The 18034-nt window shown below is 63.0% G+C and carries 13 protein-coding genes; 11 read left to right on the top strand and 2 right to left on the bottom strand.

From position 1 onward, the window contains the following. Positions 1-2 precede the first annotated feature (2 nt). The 7 genes from aroK (at position 3) to ACSMEV_RS02225 (ending at position 11622) form a co-directional block, all read left to right on the top strand. Positions 3-521, top strand: a complete 519-nt coding sequence (aroK, locus tag ACSMEV_RS02255; protein ID WP_459207079.1) for a shikimate kinase AroK — start codon at positions 3-5, stop codon at positions 519-521. A gap of 95 nt (positions 522-616) precedes the next feature. Continuing rightward, on the top strand, positions 617-1714 hold the full coding sequence (gene aroB / locus ACSMEV_RS02250; protein ID WP_459207078.1) for a 3-dehydroquinate synthase: 1098 nt from the start codon (positions 617-619) through the stop codon (positions 1712-1714). Positions 1715-1729: 15 nt separating this feature from the next. Next, positions 1730-3319, top strand: a complete 1590-nt coding sequence (locus ACSMEV_RS02245) for an AAA family ATPase (protein WP_459207077.1) — start codon at positions 1730-1732, stop codon at positions 3317-3319. 367 nt (positions 3320-3686) lie between these two features. After that, entirely contained in the window at positions 3687-8132 is a 4446-nt protein-coding gene (gene gltB, locus ACSMEV_RS02240; protein WP_459207076.1) for a glutamate synthase large subunit, read from the top strand. Between the two features lie 124 nt (positions 8133-8256). Next, positions 8257-9675, top strand: a complete 1419-nt coding sequence (locus ACSMEV_RS02235; protein WP_459207075.1) for an FAD-dependent oxidoreductase — start codon at positions 8257-8259, stop codon at positions 9673-9675. Positions 9676-9824: 149 nt separating this feature from the next. Continuing rightward, entirely contained in the window at positions 9825-10889 is a 1065-nt protein-coding gene (gene hemE, locus ACSMEV_RS02230; RefSeq protein ID WP_459207074.1) for a uroporphyrinogen decarboxylase, read from the top strand. A 226-nt stretch (positions 10890-11115) separates the two neighbouring features. Then, positions 11116-11622, top strand: coding sequence for a cytochrome b (locus tag ACSMEV_RS02225; protein ID WP_459207073.1), 507 nt, complete (start codon positions 11116-11118; stop codon positions 11620-11622). 3 nt (positions 11623-11625) lie between these two features. Here the strand turns inward: ACSMEV_RS02225 and ACSMEV_RS02220 are convergent, their stop codons facing one another. Continuing rightward, positions 11626-12876 carry an MFS transporter gene (locus tag ACSMEV_RS02220; protein ID WP_459207072.1) on the bottom strand — a complete coding sequence of 417 codons (1251 nt, stop codon included), beginning with the start codon at positions 12874-12876 and terminating at the stop codon, positions 11626-11628. Between the two features lie 127 nt (positions 12877-13003). On the opposite strand from ACSMEV_RS02220, the gene ACSMEV_RS02215 reads away from it, so the two are divergent. Further along, positions 13004-13900: a LysR family transcriptional regulator gene (locus ACSMEV_RS02215; RefSeq protein ID WP_459207071.1), complete on the top strand. Its 897-nt coding sequence runs from the start codon at positions 13004-13006 to the stop codon at positions 13898-13900. Positions 13901-13918: 18 nt separating this feature from the next. Here the strand turns inward: ACSMEV_RS02215 and ACSMEV_RS02210 are convergent, their stop codons facing one another. Further along, on the bottom strand, positions 13919-15310 hold the full coding sequence (locus ACSMEV_RS02210) for an L-cystine transporter (RefSeq protein ID WP_296266548.1): 1392 nt from the start codon (positions 15308-15310) through the stop codon (positions 13919-13921). Between the two features lie 385 nt (positions 15311-15695). Here ACSMEV_RS02210 and ACSMEV_RS02205 point away from each other — a divergent pair, with 385 nt between their 5' ends. Genes ACSMEV_RS02205 through darG form a run of 3 tightly spaced genes read left to right on the top strand, consistent with a single transcriptional unit; the run spans position 15696 to position 18000 of the window. Beyond that, entirely contained in the window at positions 15696-16274 is a 579-nt protein-coding gene (locus ACSMEV_RS02205) for a DarT ssDNA thymidine ADP-ribosyltransferase family protein (RefSeq protein ID WP_459207070.1), read from the top strand. After that, positions 16271-16912 (top strand): type II toxin-antitoxin system toxin DNA ADP-ribosyl transferase DarT, encoded by a 642-nt coding sequence (gene darT / locus ACSMEV_RS02200; protein WP_459207069.1) that lies wholly within the window; start codon positions 16271-16273, stop codon positions 16910-16912. The genes ACSMEV_RS02205 and darT overlap by 4 nt, the downstream gene beginning before the upstream one ends. After that, the gene (darG, locus tag ACSMEV_RS02195; RefSeq protein WP_459207068.1) at positions 16912-18000 is read left to right on the top strand and encodes a type II toxin-antitoxin system antitoxin DNA ADP-ribosyl glycohydrolase DarG; all 1089 of its coding nucleotides are present in this window, start codon (positions 16912-16914) and stop codon (positions 17998-18000) included. The genes darT and darG overlap by 1 nt, the downstream gene beginning before the upstream one ends. The last annotated feature ends 34 nt before the right edge of the window (positions 18001-18034 follow it).

The following is an 18034-nucleotide window of genomic DNA, read 5'->3' as shown; positions in this document are numbered from 1 at the left end:
CTGTGCGAAATATGATACTTGTGGGGCCCATGGGCGCTGGAAAGAGCACCATCGGGCGCTTGTTGGCCAAAGAATTGCGCCTGGTGTTCAAGGATTCCGATAAGGAAATCGAATTGCGCACGGGTGCCAATATTCCGTGGATCTTCGACAAGGAAGGCGAACCGGGTTTTCGCGATCGCGAGCAGGCCATGATCTGCGAGTTGTGCGAACTCGAAGGCGTGGTACTGGCCACCGGCGGCGGCGTGGTGATGCGCGATGCCAACCGCGCCGCGTTGCGCCAGGGCGGCCGGGTCATCTATCTGCATGCCTCGGTCGAACAGCAGGTCGGGCGCACCGCCCGTGACCGCAACCGGCCGCTGCTGCGCACCAGCAATCCCGAAGCCACGCTGCGCAGTCTGCTCGAGCTGCGCGACCCGCTTTATCGTGAAATCGCGGACGTCATCGTGGAAACCGATGAGCGGCCACCGCGCATGGTCGTGCTCGACATCCTCGAGCGCCTTGAAAAGTTGCCGCCCCGGTAAGCCGGGTCTATGCTCGGCGGCCACTGCCAGGACAGGTCAAACGCTATAGTGCGAGTCGCCCGAGCGATGTCGCGCACTACAACTTGTGGGGATACATGCAGACATTGAAGGTCGACCTGGGCGAGCGTAGCTACCCGATCTATATTGGCGAGGGTCTGCTGGACCAGCCCGAACTGCTCGCGCCGCACATCGCCGGGCGGCAAGTGGCGATCGTCTCCAACGACACCGTCGCGCCACTGTATCTGCAACGCCTCACCCAGACCCTGGGCGCCTACAAGGTCTTGCCGGTGGTGCTTCCCGATGGCGAAGCGCACAAGAACTGGGAAACCCTGCAACTGATCTTCGATGCCCTGCTCACCGCGCGGCACGACCGTCGGACCACGGTCGTGGCCCTGGGCGGTGGCGTGATCGGCGACATGGCCGGTTTCGCAGCGGCATGCTATCAACGCGGCGTCGACTTCATCCAGGTGCCCACGACCTTGCTGTCCCAGGTCGACTCGTCGGTCGGCGGCAAGACCGGCATCAACCATCCATTGGGCAAGAACATGGTGGGTGCGTTCTATCAGCCCAATGCCGTGCTGATCGACACCACCAGCCTCAAGACCCTGCCTGCGCGCGAGTTGTCCGCCGGCATGGCCGAGGTCATCAAATACGGCCTGATCTGCGACGAGCCCTTCCTGACCTGGCTCGAACAGCATATGTCGGCCCTGCGCGAGCTCGACTCGCACGCGCTCACCGAAGCCATCGGCCGTTCCTGCGCAGCCAAGGCTGCGGTGGTGGGCGCCGACGAACGCGAATCGGGCGTGCGCGCCACCCTCAACCTCGGCCATACCTTCGGCCACGCCATCGAAACCCACATGGGCTACGGTGTGTGGTTGCACGGCGAAGCCGTGGCGGCCGGGACGGTCATGGCGCTGGAGATGTCCATGCGCCTGGGCTGGATCGAGCGCGCCGAGCGCGACCGCGGCATCCGCCTGATGCAGGCCGCCGGGTTGCCGGTGGTGCCCCCTTCGGAAATGACCCCTGCCGATTTCATGCAACACATGGCAGTCGACAAAAAGGTGCTGGATGGACGTCTGCGCTTGGTACTGCTGCGCCGCATGGGCGAAGCCGTAGTGACCGACGACTATCCGACAGAGACTCTCCAGGCCACCCTGGCGGCGGATTACCGCGCCATCGTGTCCCAGCTTTGAGGTTGTGACAGCGCAATGACCAGTTTGCATGCCGACGAGGCCTTCCTCGACCATTACCAGTTGAGCCACGATCCCTTCGCACCGCGGGTTCCAGGCTTCAAGTTCTTCCCTGCCCAACGCAAGCCGGTGCTGGGCCAACTGCACCACCTGGCCCGTTACAGCCACCTGCTGCTGGTGGTCACCGGCCCCCTGGGCAGCGGCAAGACCCTGCTGCGCCAGGCGCTGGTCGCGAGCACCAACAAACAGTCGGTGCAGAGCGTGGTGGTTTCCGCCCGCGGTGCGGCGGATGCCGCCAGCGTACTGGGCCAGGTGGCGCAGTCGCTGAATGTGGCCAAGGCCGAAGTCCAGGCCATTCTGTCCAAGGTCGTGCAATTGGCGCAGACCGGCCAGGAAGTCTATCTGCTGGTGGACGATGCGGAACAACTCGACGAGTCGGCACTCCAAGCGTTGCTGGAGTTGGCCGCCGGTGTCTCGCAAGGTCGTCCGCACGTGTTCCTGTTCGCCGAGCCGTCGCTGATCGCGCGCCTCGACGAATTCAGTGCCGAGGAAGAGCGCTTCCATGTCATCGAGCTGGAGCCTTACACCGAAGACGAGACCCGCGAATACCTGGAGCAGCGTCTGGAAGGCGCGGGCCGAGGCATCGACGTGTTCACCCGTGAACAGTTGGCCGACATCCATGAAAACTCGGACGGCTGGCCTGGCGCTATCAACCAGGTCGCCCGCGATACCTTGATCGAAGCCATGATCGCCAGCCGCACTGCGGTGAAGCGACCAACCATGGGGTTCACTATGCCGAAGAAACATGTCCTGGCGCTGTCCGCCGTCGTCGTGGTTGCGGTCGCCGCCGCAGTCCTGATGCCGAAGAAGGGCGACAAGCCGACCGAAGAACCGGTCGCTCAGAGCCAGCAGCAAGATGCCGCGGGCAACCCGTCCATCGAATTTTCCGGCACCACCAAGCCGCTGCCGCTGGGCGGCCAACAGCCGGTCATGCGCGAACCTTTGGCCGAAGCCGCCGGCATGGGCGACGGCGAAGAGGGCGGGCCTGCCAGCGACACCACATTGCAGCCGTCCAACCCGCCGACGGTCACCACCACGGCGCCACCTCAAGGCATGGCCGCCGGGCCAGCGCCAACGCCAGCCCAACCTGTGACCGCCGCCCCTGCGCCCAAGCCGGTCGTCACTCAGCCGGCCCAGACCGCCCAGGCCACCAAGCCCGCCGCCAAGCCGGTGCAGCCGTCGGCCCCGGTACAGGTGGCCAAGGCCGCGCCTGCCGCCAAACCCGCCGAGAAGCCCGCTGCGGCCAGCGGCGGCAACGGCAACAGCAGCTGGTACAGCGGTCAGAAGGCCGGCAACTACGTCGTGCAGATTCTGGGCACCAGCTCAGAAGCCTCGGCCCAAGCCTTCGTCAAGGCCCAGGGCGGCGAGTACCGCTACTTCAAGAAAACCTTGCAGGGCAAGCCGTTGTACGTGGTCACCTACGGCAACTTCGCTAACCGCGACGCCGCCGTCGCCGCCATCAAGAACTTGCCAGACAAGGTCCAGGCTGGTAAACCTTGGCCTCGTTCCGTCGCCAGCGTCCAACAAGAGCTGGCCTCGGCCCGCTGATCCTTCCGGGCGGCTCCACCCTGCCGCCCAGTTGCTGAGCGACTCCTGAATCTTCAAGCCTGCTGCACGCACGTGCGGCGGGCTCCTCCGTCCCAGACTGCCGGCCACAAGCCTCCACGCAGCAACGACTGAAGCGTTTCAGGCCTTGCCGTGCCCGACCTGGGCTTTTCGCGCAAAAACATTCAAATTAGCGACATAAATTTTCAATGAAGAGTCATGAAAATTTGTGGGCGTTACTGTCGCTGTGCAACAATGGATTTCAATGACCCCACGAAAAAAGCTGGCAATCGACCAGAGTGGTGGCCAAGTGATTGTTCTAAAAAGAGTTTAGCCTTCGTCGAGAGGCGAACCTGGTGAGAAAGTGTCTATGAAAACAGGTCTGTACCGCCCCGAAGAATTCAAGGACAACTGTGGTTTTGGCCTGATCGCCCATATGACGGGCGAGCCCAGTCACCACCTCCTGCAAACCGCCATGCAGGCGCTGACCTGCATGACCCACCGCGGCGGCATCAACGCCGACGGCAAGACCGGCGACGGTTGCGGCCTGCTGATGCAGAAGCCCGACCGCTTCCTGCGGGCCATGGCCCAGCAACATTTCGCCGTCGAGCTGCCCAAGCAATATGCCGTGGGCATGGTGTTCTTCAACCAGGATCCGATCAAAGCCGAAGCCGCGCGCGCCAACATGGACCGCGAAATCCTGGCGGCCGGCCTGAAGCTGGTCGGCTGGCGTAAAGTGCCCATCGATACCAGCGTGCTCGGCCGTCTGGCGCTCGAACGCCTGCCGCAGATCGAGCAGGTGTTCATCGGCGGCGAAGGCCTCAGCGACCAGGAGCTGGCCATCAAGCTGTTCAGCGCCCGCCGTCGCTCGTCGGTGGCCAATGCCCACGACGCCGACCACTACATCTGCAGCTTTTCGCACAAGACCATCATCTACAAAGGCCTGATGATGCCGCGCGACCTCGCGGCCTTCTATCCAGACCTGAGTGACGAGCGCCTGCAAACCGCCATCTGCGTGTTCCACCAGCGCTTCTCCACCAACACCCTGCCGAAATGGCCGCTGGCCCAGCCGTTCCGCTTCCTCGCCCACAACGGCGAGATCAACACCATCACCGGCAACCGCAACTGGGCCATGGCCCGGCGCACCAAATTCGCCAACGACCTGATCCCTGACCTCGAAGAGCTCGGCCCGCTGGTCAACCGCGTGGGCTCGGACTCCTCGAGCATGGACAACATGCTCGAACTGATGGTCACCGGCGGCATCGACCTGTTCCGCGGCGTGCGCATGCTGGTGCCGCCGGCCTGGCAGAACGTCGAAACCATGGACGCCGACCTGCGCGCTTTCTACGAATACAACTCCATGCACATGGAGCCGTGGGACGGCCCGGCCGGCATCGTCATGACCGAAGGCCGCCATGCGGTGTGCCTGCTCGACCGTAACGGCCTGCGCCCGGCGCGTTGGGTCACCACCAAGAACGGCTACATAACCCTGGCTTCGGAAATCGGCGTGTGGGGTTACCAGCCCGAGGACGTCCTCGCCAAGGGCCGCGTAGGCCCAGGGCAGATCTTCGCCGTCGATACCGAAACCGGGCAGATCCTCGACACCGACGCCATCGACAACCGCTTGAAGTCGCGCCACCCCTACAAGCGCTGGCTGCGCCAGCACGCCACGCGCATCCAGGGAACTCTGGAAGGCGATGAGGGCGTGGCCAGCTACGACGCCGACCAGCTCAAGCAGTACATGAAGATGTTCCAGGTCACCTTCGAGGAGCGCGACCAAGTGCTGCGCCCGCTCGGCGAGCAGGGCCAGGAAGCGGTCGGCTCGATGGGCGACGACACGCCCATGGCCGTGCTGTCGCAGCGCGTGCGCTCGCCCTACGACTTCTTCCGTCAGCAGTTCGCCCAGGTCACCAACCCGCCGATCGACCCGCTGCGCGAAGCGATCGTCATGTCCCTGGAAATCTGCCTGGGCGCCGAGCGCAACATCTTCCAGGAATCCCCCGAGCACGCCTCGCGGGTGATCCTCAGCTCGCCGGTCATCTCGCCCGCCAAGTGGCGCACGCTGATGACGCTCGAGCGCGAAGGCTTCGAGCGCCAGCACATCGACCTCAACTACGACGCCAGCCTCGGTCTGGAGGCGGCCGTGCGCAACATCGCCGACCAGGCCGAGGAAGCGGTGCGCGGCGGCAAGACCCAGCTGGTGCTGAGCGACCGTCTGATCGCCCAGGGCCGTCTGCCGGTGCACGCCGCCCTGGCCGTCGGCGCGGTGCACCACCGCCTGACCGAAAAGGGCCTGCGCTGCGACAGCAACATCCTCGTGGAAACCGCCACCGCCCGCGACCCGCACCATTTCGCCGTGCTGCTGGGCTTCGGTGCCTCGGCCGTGTACCCGTACCTGGCCTATGAGGTGCTCGCCGACCTGATCCGCACCGGCGAAGTGCTGGGCGATCTGGACGAGGTGTTCAAGTATTACCGCAAGGGCATTTCCAAGGGCCTGCTGAAGATCCTGTCGAAGATGGGCATCTCCACCGTCGGTTCCTACCGCGGTGCGCAGCTGTTCGAGGCCATCGGCCTGTCGAGCGAAGTGGTCGACTTGAGCTTCAAGGGCGTGCCGAGCCGCATCCAGGGCGCACGTTTCATCGATCTGGAAAACGACCAGAAACTGCTGGCCGCCGAAGCCTGGAGCGCGCGCAAGCCGATCCAGCAGGGCGGTCTGCTCAAGTTCGTGCACGGCGGCGAATACCACGCCTACAACCCCGACGTGGTCAACACGCTGCAAGCGGCCGTACAGCAGGGCGACTTCGCCCGCTTCAAGGAATACACTGCGCTGGTCGACAAACGCCCGGTTTCGATGATCCGCGACCTGCTCAAGGTCAAGGTCGCCGAGCAGACGCTGGACCTGGCCGAGGTCGAGCCGCTGGAGGCCATCCTCAAGCGCTTCGACTCGGCGGGCATCTCGCTCGGTGCATTGTCGCCCGAAGCCCACGAAGCCCTGGCCGAAGCCATGAACCGCCTGGGCGCGCGTTCCAACTCCGGTGAGGGCGGCGAAGACCCGTCGCGCTACGGCACCGTGCGCAGCTCGAAGATCAAGCAGGTCGCCACCGGCCGCTTCGGCGTCACCCCCGAGTACCTGGTCAACGCCGAAGTGCTGCAGATCAAGGTAGCGCAGGGCGCCAAGCCAGGCGAGGGCGGACAACTGCCGGGCGGCAAGGTCAACGGCCTGATCGCCAAGCTGCGCTACGCCGTGCCAGGCGTGACGCTGATCTCGCCGCCGCCGCACCACGACATCTATTCGATCGAAGACCTGTCGCAGCTGATCTACGACCTCAAGCAGGTCAATCCGCAGGCACTGGTGTCGGTCAAGCTGGTCGCCGAAGCCGGCGTGGGCACCATCGCCGCCGGCGTGGCCAAGGCCTATGCCGACCTGATCACCATCTCCGGCTACGACGGCGGCACCGGCGCATCGCCTTTGACCTCGATCAAGTACGCTGGCGCGCCGTGGGAGCTGGGCCTGGCCGAAACCCACCAGACCCTGCGCGGCAACGATTTGCGCGGCAAGGTGCGGGTGCAGACCGACGGCGGCCTGAAAACCGGCCTCGACGTGATCAAGGCCGCCATCCTCGGCGCCGAGAGCTTCGGCTTCGGCACCGCGCCGATGATCGCCCTGGGCTGCAAATACCTGCGCATCTGCCACCTGAACAACTGCGCCACGGGCGTGGCCACGCAGAACGAGAAGCTGCGCAAGGACCACTACATCGGCACCGTCGACATGGTGATCAACTTCTTCACCTTCGTCGCCGAAGAAACCCGCGAATGGCTGGCCAAGCTGGGCGTGCGCAGCCTAGGCGAGCTGATCGGTCGTACCGACCTGCTCGACGTGCTGCCGGGCGACACCGAACGTCAACAGTACCTGGACCTCGCGCCATTGCTGGGCAGCCCGCACATTCCGGCCGACAAGCCGCAGTTCTGCGAAGTCGACCGCAACCCGCCGTTCGACAAGGGCGAGCTGGCCGAGCGCATGGTCGACATGGCCCTGCCGGCCATCCGCGACCAGGCCGGCGGCGAATTCGCCCTCGACATCTGCAACTGCGACCGCTCCATCGGCGCCCGTGTCTCGGGCGAGATCGCCAAGCTCTACGGCAACCAGGGCATGGCGGCCAAGCCCGTGACCTTCCGCTTCAAAGGCACGGCCGGGCAGAGCTTCGGCGTCTGGAACGCCGGCGGCCTGCACATGCGTCTGGAAGGTGATGCCAACGACTACGTGGGCAAAGGCATGACCGGCGGCAAGCTGACCATCGTGCCGCCTGCGGGCAGCCCGTTCGAAACGCAACACAGCGCCATCGTCGGCAACACCTGCCTGTACGGCGCCACCGGCGGCAAGCTGTTCGCCGCCGGCACCGCGGGCGAGCGTTTCGCGGTGCGCAACTCCGGTGCCCACACCGTGGTCGAGGGCACGGGCGATCATTGCTGCGAATACATGACCGGCGGTTTCGTCTGCGTGCTGGGCAAGACCGGTTACAACTTCGGATCCGGCATGACGGGCGGTTTCGCCTACGTGCTCGACATGGACAATTCCTTCGTCGACAAGCTGAACCACGAACTGGTGGAGATCCAGCGCATCAGCGGGGAAGCGATGGAGGCCTACCGCACCCATCTGGCGCATGTCCTTGCCGAATACGTGGAAGAAACCGGCAGCGAGTGGGGGCGCGAGCTCTCCGAGAACCTGGACGACTACGTGCGGCGCTTTTGGTTGGTCAAGCCCAAGGCGGCCAACCTCAAGCAACTGCTGTCCAGCACCCGCGCCAACCCGCAGTAAGAGCAGCTGCACGTGGCGTACCCCAAAGCCGCAATCAGAAGCGCCACGGGGTGCGCCCGGCTTACGTGATCGTCTTGCAGCTTGCAGCGTGTAGCGCGCAACTGCCGTGAAGAGGTTTTGAAAAATGGCTGAACGTCTGAGTAACGACTTCCAGTTCATCGAAGTAGGGCGCAAGGATCCGAAGAAGAAACTGCTGCGCCAGCGCAAGAAAGAATTCGTGGAGATCTACGAACCGTTCAAACCCCAGCAGTCGGTCGAGCAGGCCCACCGCTGCCTGGGCTGCGGCAACCCGTACTGCGAGTGGAAGTGCCCGGTGCACAACTTCATCCCCAACTGGCTGAAGCTGGTGTCGGAGGGCAACATCCTCGCGGCCGCCGAGCTGTCGCACCAGACCAACACCCTGCCCGAAGTCTGCGGCCGCGTGTGCCCGCAAGACCGCCTGTGCGAAGGAGCCTGCACCCTGAACGACGGCTTCGGCGCGGTGACCATCGGCTCGGTCGAGAAGTACATCACCGACACCGCCTTCGCCATGGGCTGGCGCCCGGACATGTCGCAGGTCAAGCCGACCGGCAAACGCGTGGCCATCATCGGTGCCGGCCCGGCGGGCCTGGGCTGCGCCGACGTGCTGGTGCGCGCGGGCGTAACGCCTGTGGTGTTCGACAAGAACCCGGAAATCGGTGGCCTGCTGACCTTCGGCATCCCGGAGTTCAAGCTGGAAAAGAGTGTGCTGAGCAACCGTCGCGAAGTGTTCACCGGCATGGGCATCGAATTCCGCCTCAACACCGAGGTGGGCCGCGACGTCACCCTCGAGCAGTTGCTGGCCGACTACGACGCGGTATTCATGGGCATGGGGACCTACACCTACATGAAAGGCGGTTTCCCCGGTGAAGACCTGCCGGGCGTGCACGACGCGCTGGACTTCCTCATCGCCAACGTCAACCGCAACCTCGGTTTCGAGAAGTCGCCGGAAGATTTCGTCGACATGCAAGGCAAGACCGTGGTCGTGCTCGGCGGCGGCGACACGGCGATGGACTGCAACCGCACCTCGATTCGCCAGGGCGCGAGCAGCGTCACCTGCGCCTATCGCCGCGACGAGGCGAACATGCCCGGCTCGCGCAAAGAGGTGAAGAACGCCAAGGAAGAGGGAGTCAAGTTCCTCTACAACCGCCAGCCGATCGCCATCGTCGGCGAAGACAAGGTCGAAGGCGTCAAGGTGGTCGAAACCCGCCTGGGCGAGCCCGATGCCCGTGGTCGTCGCAGCCCCGAGCCGATTCCCGGTTCCGAGCAGATCCTACCGGCCGATGCCGTGGTCATCGCCTTCGGTTTCCGCCCGAGCCCCGCGCCCTGGTTCGAACAGTTCGACATCCGCACCGACAGCCAAGGCCGTGTAGTGGCGCCCGAGCAGGGCCGCTTCAAGCACCAGACCAGCAACCCGAAGATCTTCGCCGGCGGCGACATGGTGCGCGGTTCGGACCTGGTGGTCACGGCCATCTTCGAAGGCCGCACCGCCGCCGAAGGGATTCTGGATTACCTGGAGGTCTGATGCGGCTCATGCAGGAGCGCCCGGTTCGGCGCTCCTGCCCCTGCCACCCCCTTGATCCAGCGCACCCAACAGACGAAACCCCCTGTCCCATCCGTGCCTTTTGCGTTGGCGTCTGACAAGATGCCTGCATTCTGTTTTCGGATGCCGACATGACTCCCCTGAAGAACGATCGTTTCCTGCGCGCCCTGCTCAAGCAACCCGTGGACGTCACCCCTGTCTGGATGATGCGCCAAGCCGGTCGCTACCTGCCCGAATACCGCGCCAGCCGCGCCAAGGCCGGCGATTTCATGAGCCTGTGCATGAACCCGCAGTTCGCCTGCGAAGTCACCCTGCAGCCGCTGGAGCGCTATCCGCTCGACGCCGCGATCCTCTTTTCCGACATCCTCACCATCCCCGACGCCATGGGCCTGGGCCTGTACTTCGAAACCGGCGAAGGCCCGCGTTTCAAGAAGGTCGTGCGCACCCTGGCCGACATCGAAGCGCTGCCGGTGCCCGACGCGCAGAACGATCTGGGCTACGTGATGGACGCGGTCAGCACCATTCGCCGCGAGCTCAACGGCCGCGTGCCGCTGATCGGCTTCTCCGGCAGCCCCTGGACCCTGGCCACCTACATGGTCGAAGGCGGCTCGTCGAAAGATTTCCGCAAGATCAAAGCCATGGCCTACGACACGCCAGAAGCTCTGCACCTGCTGCTCGACAAGCTTGCGCAGTCGGTCACCGCGTACCTCAACGGGCAGATCGTGGCCGGCGCGCAAGCCGTGCAGATCTTCGATACCTGGGGCGGCAACCTGTCGTCGGCGGCGTACCAGGAATTTTCCCTGGCCTACATGCGCAAGATCGTCAGCGGTCTGATCCGCGAGCACGACGGGCGCAAGGTGCCGGTGATCCTGTTCACCAAGAACGGCGGCCTGTGGCTGGAAAGCATCGCCGAAGCCGGGGCCGATGCCCTGGGCCTGGACTGGACCTGCGACATCGGCGAGGCCCGGCGCCGGGTCGGTGGCCAAGTGGCGCTGCAAGGCAACATGGACCCGACCGTGCTGTACGCCAACCCTGCCGCCATCCGCAAGGAAGTGGCGCGCATCCTGGCCAGCTACGGCCAGGGCAGCGGCCATGTGTTCAACCTCGGCCATGGCATCACGCCGGAAGTCGATCCGGCCCATGCTGGCGTGTTCATCGAAGCGGTGCACGAGCTGTCGGCCCAGTACCACGGCTGAAACTTGCCATTGCGCCTTGCCAGCCTGCAACGGGCTGGCAAGGGACTTCATCGGCTGACGAATAATCCTTCCCGCAAAGTCATTTTCCCCTACGGTCCTCATCGACCACTCTTCATAAGCTGCCGCGCCATTGACCCACGCGCCCTGTGCTGGGCTGGCGCCGTCTGGCGGCGCAGCTCCCAGCGTGCGCACCTTTTACGAGGAACTGGCAATGAGCGCAGGCGGGATGGAACGTTATAGCTGGGAGCAAGTGCTGCTGCATTGGATATCGGCGGCCGTCATCCTTTGGGTATTGGTCAGCGGCTTCTACGTGGCCTACGCCGAAGTCGATGAGGCCACGCGTGCGTGGGTAGGCTGGGTGAACGTGTCGACTACCACCCTGTATATCCCGATCTTCGTACTGCGCTGCGTGGTACGCGCGTTCAAGCCAGTCCCCGCCAGCATCGATCGGAACCCCTTGGGCCGTCTGGCGGCCCATGTCGCGCACCAAGCGCTCTATTGGATGACAGCGGTGGTTCTGCTATCGGGCGTATTGATGATGGACCACGCCATCGATGTGTTTGGCTGGTGGCAGATTCCAGGGCCAGCGTTCGACGCCGTTTGGCACGCACGCTGGTTCACGCTGCATATCGCCAGTTGTTTCGCCCTGGCGGCCGTCGTGCTGTTGCACATCGCCGCCGTGTGCCTGCACCAATGGCGTGGGCACGCCATCGTGCGCCGCATGTGGCTGTGACGCTCAGCTTTTGGGCGGCAGGCGGCTCAGGTGGACGGCAATGCCCAGCGCGATCGCCAACAGGCTGCCGATGAACAGGCCGATGCCGTTCCAGCCGTAGTGGTGCCAGAACATCCCGCCCACCGTACCCGCCACGCTGGAGCCGGCGTAATAGCTGAACAAATACAGCGACGACGCCTGCCCCTTGGCCCGCAGCGCCCGTCGGCCGATCCAGCTGCTGGCGACCGAATGCGCGCCGAAGAAGCCAAAGGTGAAAATCAGCATGCCGACCACGATCAGCGTCAACGGCGCCGCCATGGTCAACGCCATGCCCGCCGCCATCACCAGGATGCTGGCCCAGAACACCTTGCGCCGGCCCAGTTTGTCGGCCAGCGCACCGACCTGCGCGGAGCTGTAGATGCCCGACAGGTACACCACCGACAGCAAGCCCACCAGCGCCTGGTTCATGTGGTATGGCTCTGCCAGCAGGCGGTAGCCGATGTAGTTGAACAACGTGACGAAGGCGCCCATCAGCAGGAAGGCTTCGAGGAACAGCCAGGGCAGGCCGGCGTCCTTGAAGTGCAGCACGAAGCCGTCGAGCAGGTTGCGTGGCTTGAGCGACTGGGCGCGGAAGTTGCGCGATTCAGGCAGCACCCGCCAGAACACCAGCGCCGCCACCAGAGCCAGGCCGCCCATCACCAGCAAGGCGGTGTGCCAGCTGACGAAGTCGATCAGCACGCCGGTGATCAGCCGGCCGCTCATGCCGCCGATGGCGTTGCCACCGATGTACAGCCCCATGGCCAGGCCGATGTGCTGTGGCGCGATTTCTTCGCTGAGGTAGGTCATCGCCACGGCCGCCAGGCCGCTGAGCGACAGGCCCACCAACGCGCGGGTGGCGAGCACCGTTTCCCAGGTCGGCATGACGGCGCTGGCCAAGGTCGCCAGCGCCGCGCACAGCAGGGCGAAGACCATCACCGGCTTGCGCCCGATGCGGTCGGAAATGGGGCCGGTGATCAGCAGGCCGATGGCCAGCATCGCCGTGGAGATCGACAGCACCAGGCTGCTCTGCGCCGCGTTGATGGCGAACTCGTGCGACAGCAACGGCATCATCGGCTGCACGCAATACAGCAACGCAAACGTCGCGAAACCACCGCTGAACAGCGCCAGTACGGTACGCATGAAAGCGGGGGTACCTTTTTCGATCCACAACTGAGGTGGCGGCTCGGCCTGGGCAGTTGCAGAGCGGGCGGGTAGGGGCGCGACAGCGGATTTCACGGAACGGGGACCTCGAGTAGCGACGGCTGCCAATGCAGTAGGAAAAAGCATATAGCTGCCTAATGATTACTTCCAATATATTGTTCGACCTATTTAAGAGCTTTCACGACCTATTTAGAGGCCGAGCATGGAATTGCGTCACCTGCGTTACTTCATCGCCGTGGCCGAAGAGCTGCACTTCGGCCGCGCCGCCCAGCAACTGGGCATTTCCCAACCGCCGCTGAGCCAGCAGATCCAGGCGCTGGAACAGGAGTTGGGCGCACGCCTGTTCGAGCGCACCAACCGCCGCGTCGAGCTGAGCGAAGCCGGGCGCTTGTTTCTCGAAGAGGCGCGGCAAGTACTGGCCCAGGTGGAGAAGGCGGCCGACGTCGCCCGGCGTGCGCAATTGGGTGAGCTGGGCGAAATGAAGATCGGCTTCACGTCTTCTGCACCCTTCACCTCGAAGATTCCCAAAGCGCTGCATGCCTTTCGCCAGCGTTTCCCTGCCGTGCACTTGAACCTCAAGGAACTGAGCAGTCGCGACGTGGCGGCGGGGGTGTTCGACGAGTCCATCGAGGTGGGCCTGATGCGGCCGATGCCGCTGCCCGAGGGGCTGGTCGCCACCGAGCTGCTGCGCGAACCCCTGGTGGCGGTGATCAACGCCTCCCATCCCCTGGCGGCCGGCAGCGAGCCAGGGCTGTACATGGCGCAACTGGCCGACGAGCCCTTCGTGTTCTTCCCCCGCAGCTACGGCAGCGGCCTGCATGCGCAGTTGCTGAGCCTGGCGCGCAGTGCCGGCTTCAGCCCGCATTTCGCCCAGGAAGCAGGGGAGGCCATGACCATCATCGGTCTGGTCTCGGCAGGCTTGGGGGTGTCGGTGCTGCCGGCGTCGTTCCAGCGCATGCGCATCGAAGGCGTGGTTTACCGCACTTTGCTGGACGAAGCGGCGGTCACTGCGGTGTGGCTGGTGCAGCGTGAGCGAGGCGGCTCGGCGATGGCCAAGGCGTTCGCCGAGCTGCTGCAGGAGGGGGTGGGCGCGCCGTGACGGCACGCCCGGGCAGGGTCAGACGTGGCTGAGCTGGGCCCGTTCTTCGCTGGCCAGCACCTGGGTGTCGGTCTGCTTGAGCAATTGGCTGGTGACCATGCCTGCGGTCATCGAACCGTTGACGTTGAGCGCGGTGCGGCCCATGTCGATCAGCGGTTCCACCGAGATCAGCAGCGCCACCAGTTCCACCGGCAGCCCCATGGCCGGCAGCACGATCAGCGCCGCGAAGGTCGCGCCGCCGCCCACTCCGGCCACGCCGACCGAACTCAGGGTGACGATGGCCACCAGGGTCGCGATCCACAGCGGGTCGAATGGGTCGATGCCCACGGTGGGTGCGACCATCACCGCCAGCATGGCCGGGTACAGCCCGGCGCAACCGTTCTGGCCCAGCGTGGCACCGAACGAGGCGCTGAAGCTGGCGATCGACTGCGGCACGCCCAGGCGCAGGGTTTGCGCCTCGATGTTCAGCGGAATGCTGGCGGCGCTGGAGCGGCTGGTGAAGGCGAAGGTCAGTACCGGCCAGACCTTGCGCAGGAAGCGCAGCGGGCTGACGCCGGTGGCGGCGAGGATCACCCCGTGCACCACGAACATCAGCCCCAGGCCCAGGTACGACACCAGCACGAAGCTGCCCAGTTTGAGGATGTCTTCCAGGTTGGAGCTGGCCACTACTTTGGCCATCAACGCCAGCACGCCATAGGGCGTGAGCTTCATGACCAGGCGTACCAGGCGCATCACCCAGGCTTGCAGGGTATCGATGGCCGACAGCGCGCGGCCGCCTTTCTCGGCGTCGTCGCGAATCAGCTGCAAGGCGGCCATGCCGACGAACACGGCGAAGATCACCACGCTGATGATCGAGGTCGGCTTGGCCCGCGCCAGGTCGCCCACCGGGTTGCTGGGGATGAAGGAGAGCAGCAGTTGCGGGATGTTGAGGTCGGCGACCTTGCCGGCATAGTCGCTGTGGATGGCTTGCAGCCGCGCGCTTTCCTGTACACCGGCGATCAGGCCGTCGGCGGTGAGGCCGAACAGGTTGGTCAGCACGATGCCGATCAGGGCGGCGATGGCCGTGGTGATCAGCAGCGTGCCGATGCTCAGCACACTGATGCGGCCCAGGGACGAGGCGTTGTGCAGGCGTGCCACGGCGCTGAGGATCGAGGCGAAAATCAGCGGCATGACGATCATCTGCAACAGCCCCACATAGCCGTTGCCGACCAGGTCGAGCCAGCCGATGGTGGCCTTTAGCACGGGATGGCCGGCGCCATACAGGGTATGCAGCACCAGCCCGAACAGCACGCCGAGCACCAGGCCCAGCAAGACTTTTTTCGCCAGGCTCCAGTCGGTGCGGCGGGTCTGCGCGAGGCCCAGCAGCAGCGCGAGGAACGCCAGCAGGTTAAGAGACAGCGGAAGATTCATTGAAGCTCCAGTTCGAGCGAGACGTGGCCGACGCTGGCATGAGCGAAGGCAATCGCGAATGCTAACAGGCTGAAAACACAGGAATTTATACCCAAATGTTATTTCGATAGTCGTTTTGGAAATAACGACGGGTTTGTTGCGTTCGTGACCATAGTTTTGCTGCGGCCTTGTGCCACATGATTACCGCCTAGATCTCAGGGGGCATGCACAGGGAGCGCCTAGCGGTGCTTGCGTCGAGTCACTTTAGGTAGCTTTTGCATTGCGGTTTTGCACAAGCATGTAGGCGGAAACCTGACCAAATAATTAGGAGTTGAGCGCCATGCAGGTCGGCATCCTGAGTCTATAGTTGATGGCAAATGGACACCTGTGCTGCAAGGAGCTTGCTTTGACTATTCGCGATCAAAAATTCATTTACCATCTCACCAGCGTCGACAATGTGCCATCAATCTTGTGTCGCGGGCTGCTTCCCAGGGCAGTGCTCGGCGCCGGCTTTACCGACATCGCCGACGCGCAAATCGTCGAAGGCAGAAGGGCCGGAGCGCTGGAGTGCTTCGTACCGTTTCACTGGTTCGCGAAAAATCCCTTCGATGGCAGGGTGCACCGGGATCGCCCGGGCGCTCATTTCATATTGATAGCGGTAGCTAGGACTCACGCCAAAGCGCACAACTGGAAAGTGATAGCCAAGCACCCGCTGGCAGGCGGGGTTGGCGAATTACTTGACTACGACACAGGATTTAACCAGATAGATTGGGATACCATGGGCCGACGGGAGTATCTTGATTCGGCGTGCAGGCATGTTTGCATGGCTGAGTGCTTGGCCCCAGGCGCGGTGCCAGTCGCAAGTTTTGCAAAAATTTTCACGCCCACTGAAGGCATTCGACAGCTTGTGTTGAACGAAGCTAAGGCAAAAGGTTTGACGAATCTGTGGGTCGACTCGAATCCCAACATGTTTCCTACCAGATGATCTACACCAATCTCAACCCTTCAAAAGCGCTCATCTGGCGAATCGTGCATCGTGACAATCTTCCATGGATTCTCGATCATGGTTTGCCTGCGGTTTCGTCGGGAAAGGTATTTGATCGTTACGTAGAAATCGGCAATCCGGATCTGATCAGCAAACGAGCTCAGCGATGCGTGCCTGTCGAACCGGGAGGCACGCTTGCTGACTATGTGCCTTTCTACTTCACGCCGTTTTCGGTAATGATGAAGAACATCCACTCGGGATGGAGTGTGCAGCAAAGGCGCAACGAAGAGATCGTGATTCTCGTTTCCAGTCTGTACCGTGTGCAGTCGCTTGGCCTGCGCTTTATCTTTACTGATGCTCACGCCTATCCGCATTGGACTGGCTATTACAACGATCTTCAGCAGTTGGATAGAATCGACTGGAACATCCTGCAGCGTAGGGACTTTAAGCGGGATGCGGATGATCCTAGAAAAATGGAGCGTTACCAGGCTGAGGCGCTTCTCTACAAGCATGTTCCGGTGGAGGCCTTGCTAGGCATTGTCTGCTATGACGAACTGCTCAGCAGCCGTATCGATAGTGAAATTCGACAGCGTCACTTGAATATTCCTGTCCATGCTCGACCCAAGTGGTATTTCTGATGATCCGTTTTGTGCAGGGCAATCTTCTTGAGGCTGACGCTGAAGCGTTGGTTAACACGGTCAATACCGTTGGCGTGATGGGCAAAGGCATTGCACTCATGTTCAAAGAGCGCTTTGCCGAAAATTATCGCTTGTACCGCGCAGCTTGTCAGGCTCAAGAAGTGGTTACTGGCAAAATGTTCGTAACGCCAGTGAACGAGCTGGGCGGACCAAAGTGGGTCGTGAACTTCCCCACTAAGCGGCATTGGCGTTCGCCATCGCATATTGACTGGATTATCGAGGGCCTGCGGGATCTTCGTACCTTCATCATCGAGCATCAGTTGAGCTCGATCGCCATACCCCCACTTGGGGCAGGCAATGGTGGGTTGCCCTGGCCAGCAGTGCGCGATCAGATACAACAGGCACTTAGTGATCTACAGGCGGATATTCTTGTCTTCGAGCCAACCGCGAACTACCAAAACGTGTCCAAACGCAGTGGCGTGGAACAATTGACACCCGCACGTGCGCTGATTGCGGAGCTAGTGCGTCGTTACTGGGTATTGGGGATGGAGTGCAGTCTTCTCGAAATCCAGAAGCTGGCGTGGTTTCTTGAGCGATCTATCGAGCGATTCACTCCGGGCGATAATCCATTGCAGCTCAAGTTCGTCGCGCATAAATACGGCCCCTACGCTAACCGGCTCGAGCACTTGCTGGATAACCTTGACGGCAGTTACCTACACTGCGGCAAGCGCATTAGCGATGCAGGACCCTACGATGTGATCTGGTTTGACGAAAGTCGGAAAAGCTTTGTGCAAGCTTATTTGAATGGGGAGGCGAAAGCCTATCTTCCCGCTTTGGAGTTTACTGCTGAACTGATCGACGGCTTCGAATCACCTTTCGGTATGGAGTTATTGGCAACGGTCGACTGGCTGCTTTCTCAAGAAGCGATCGAGCCTACGATCGCAGCAATACGAAAGCGGCTTGAGAACTGGTCAGGATCTGCCGCTACGGCATCTCGCAAGAGTCGGCTCTTCGATGACGAATCCATCGGGATTGCCTTGCATAAGCTTGTGACGCTTAAGTCGAACCCCGCTATCTCGCTCCAATAGCCAAGGTAGAAAACCGGCGCGCCAGGCGCCGGTT

It is taken from the genome of Pseudomonas sp. MLB6B, from assembly GCF_054508135.1.
Note: the sequence above shows the minus strand (reverse complement) of the source record. Positions and strands in the feature narration are given on the sequence as shown.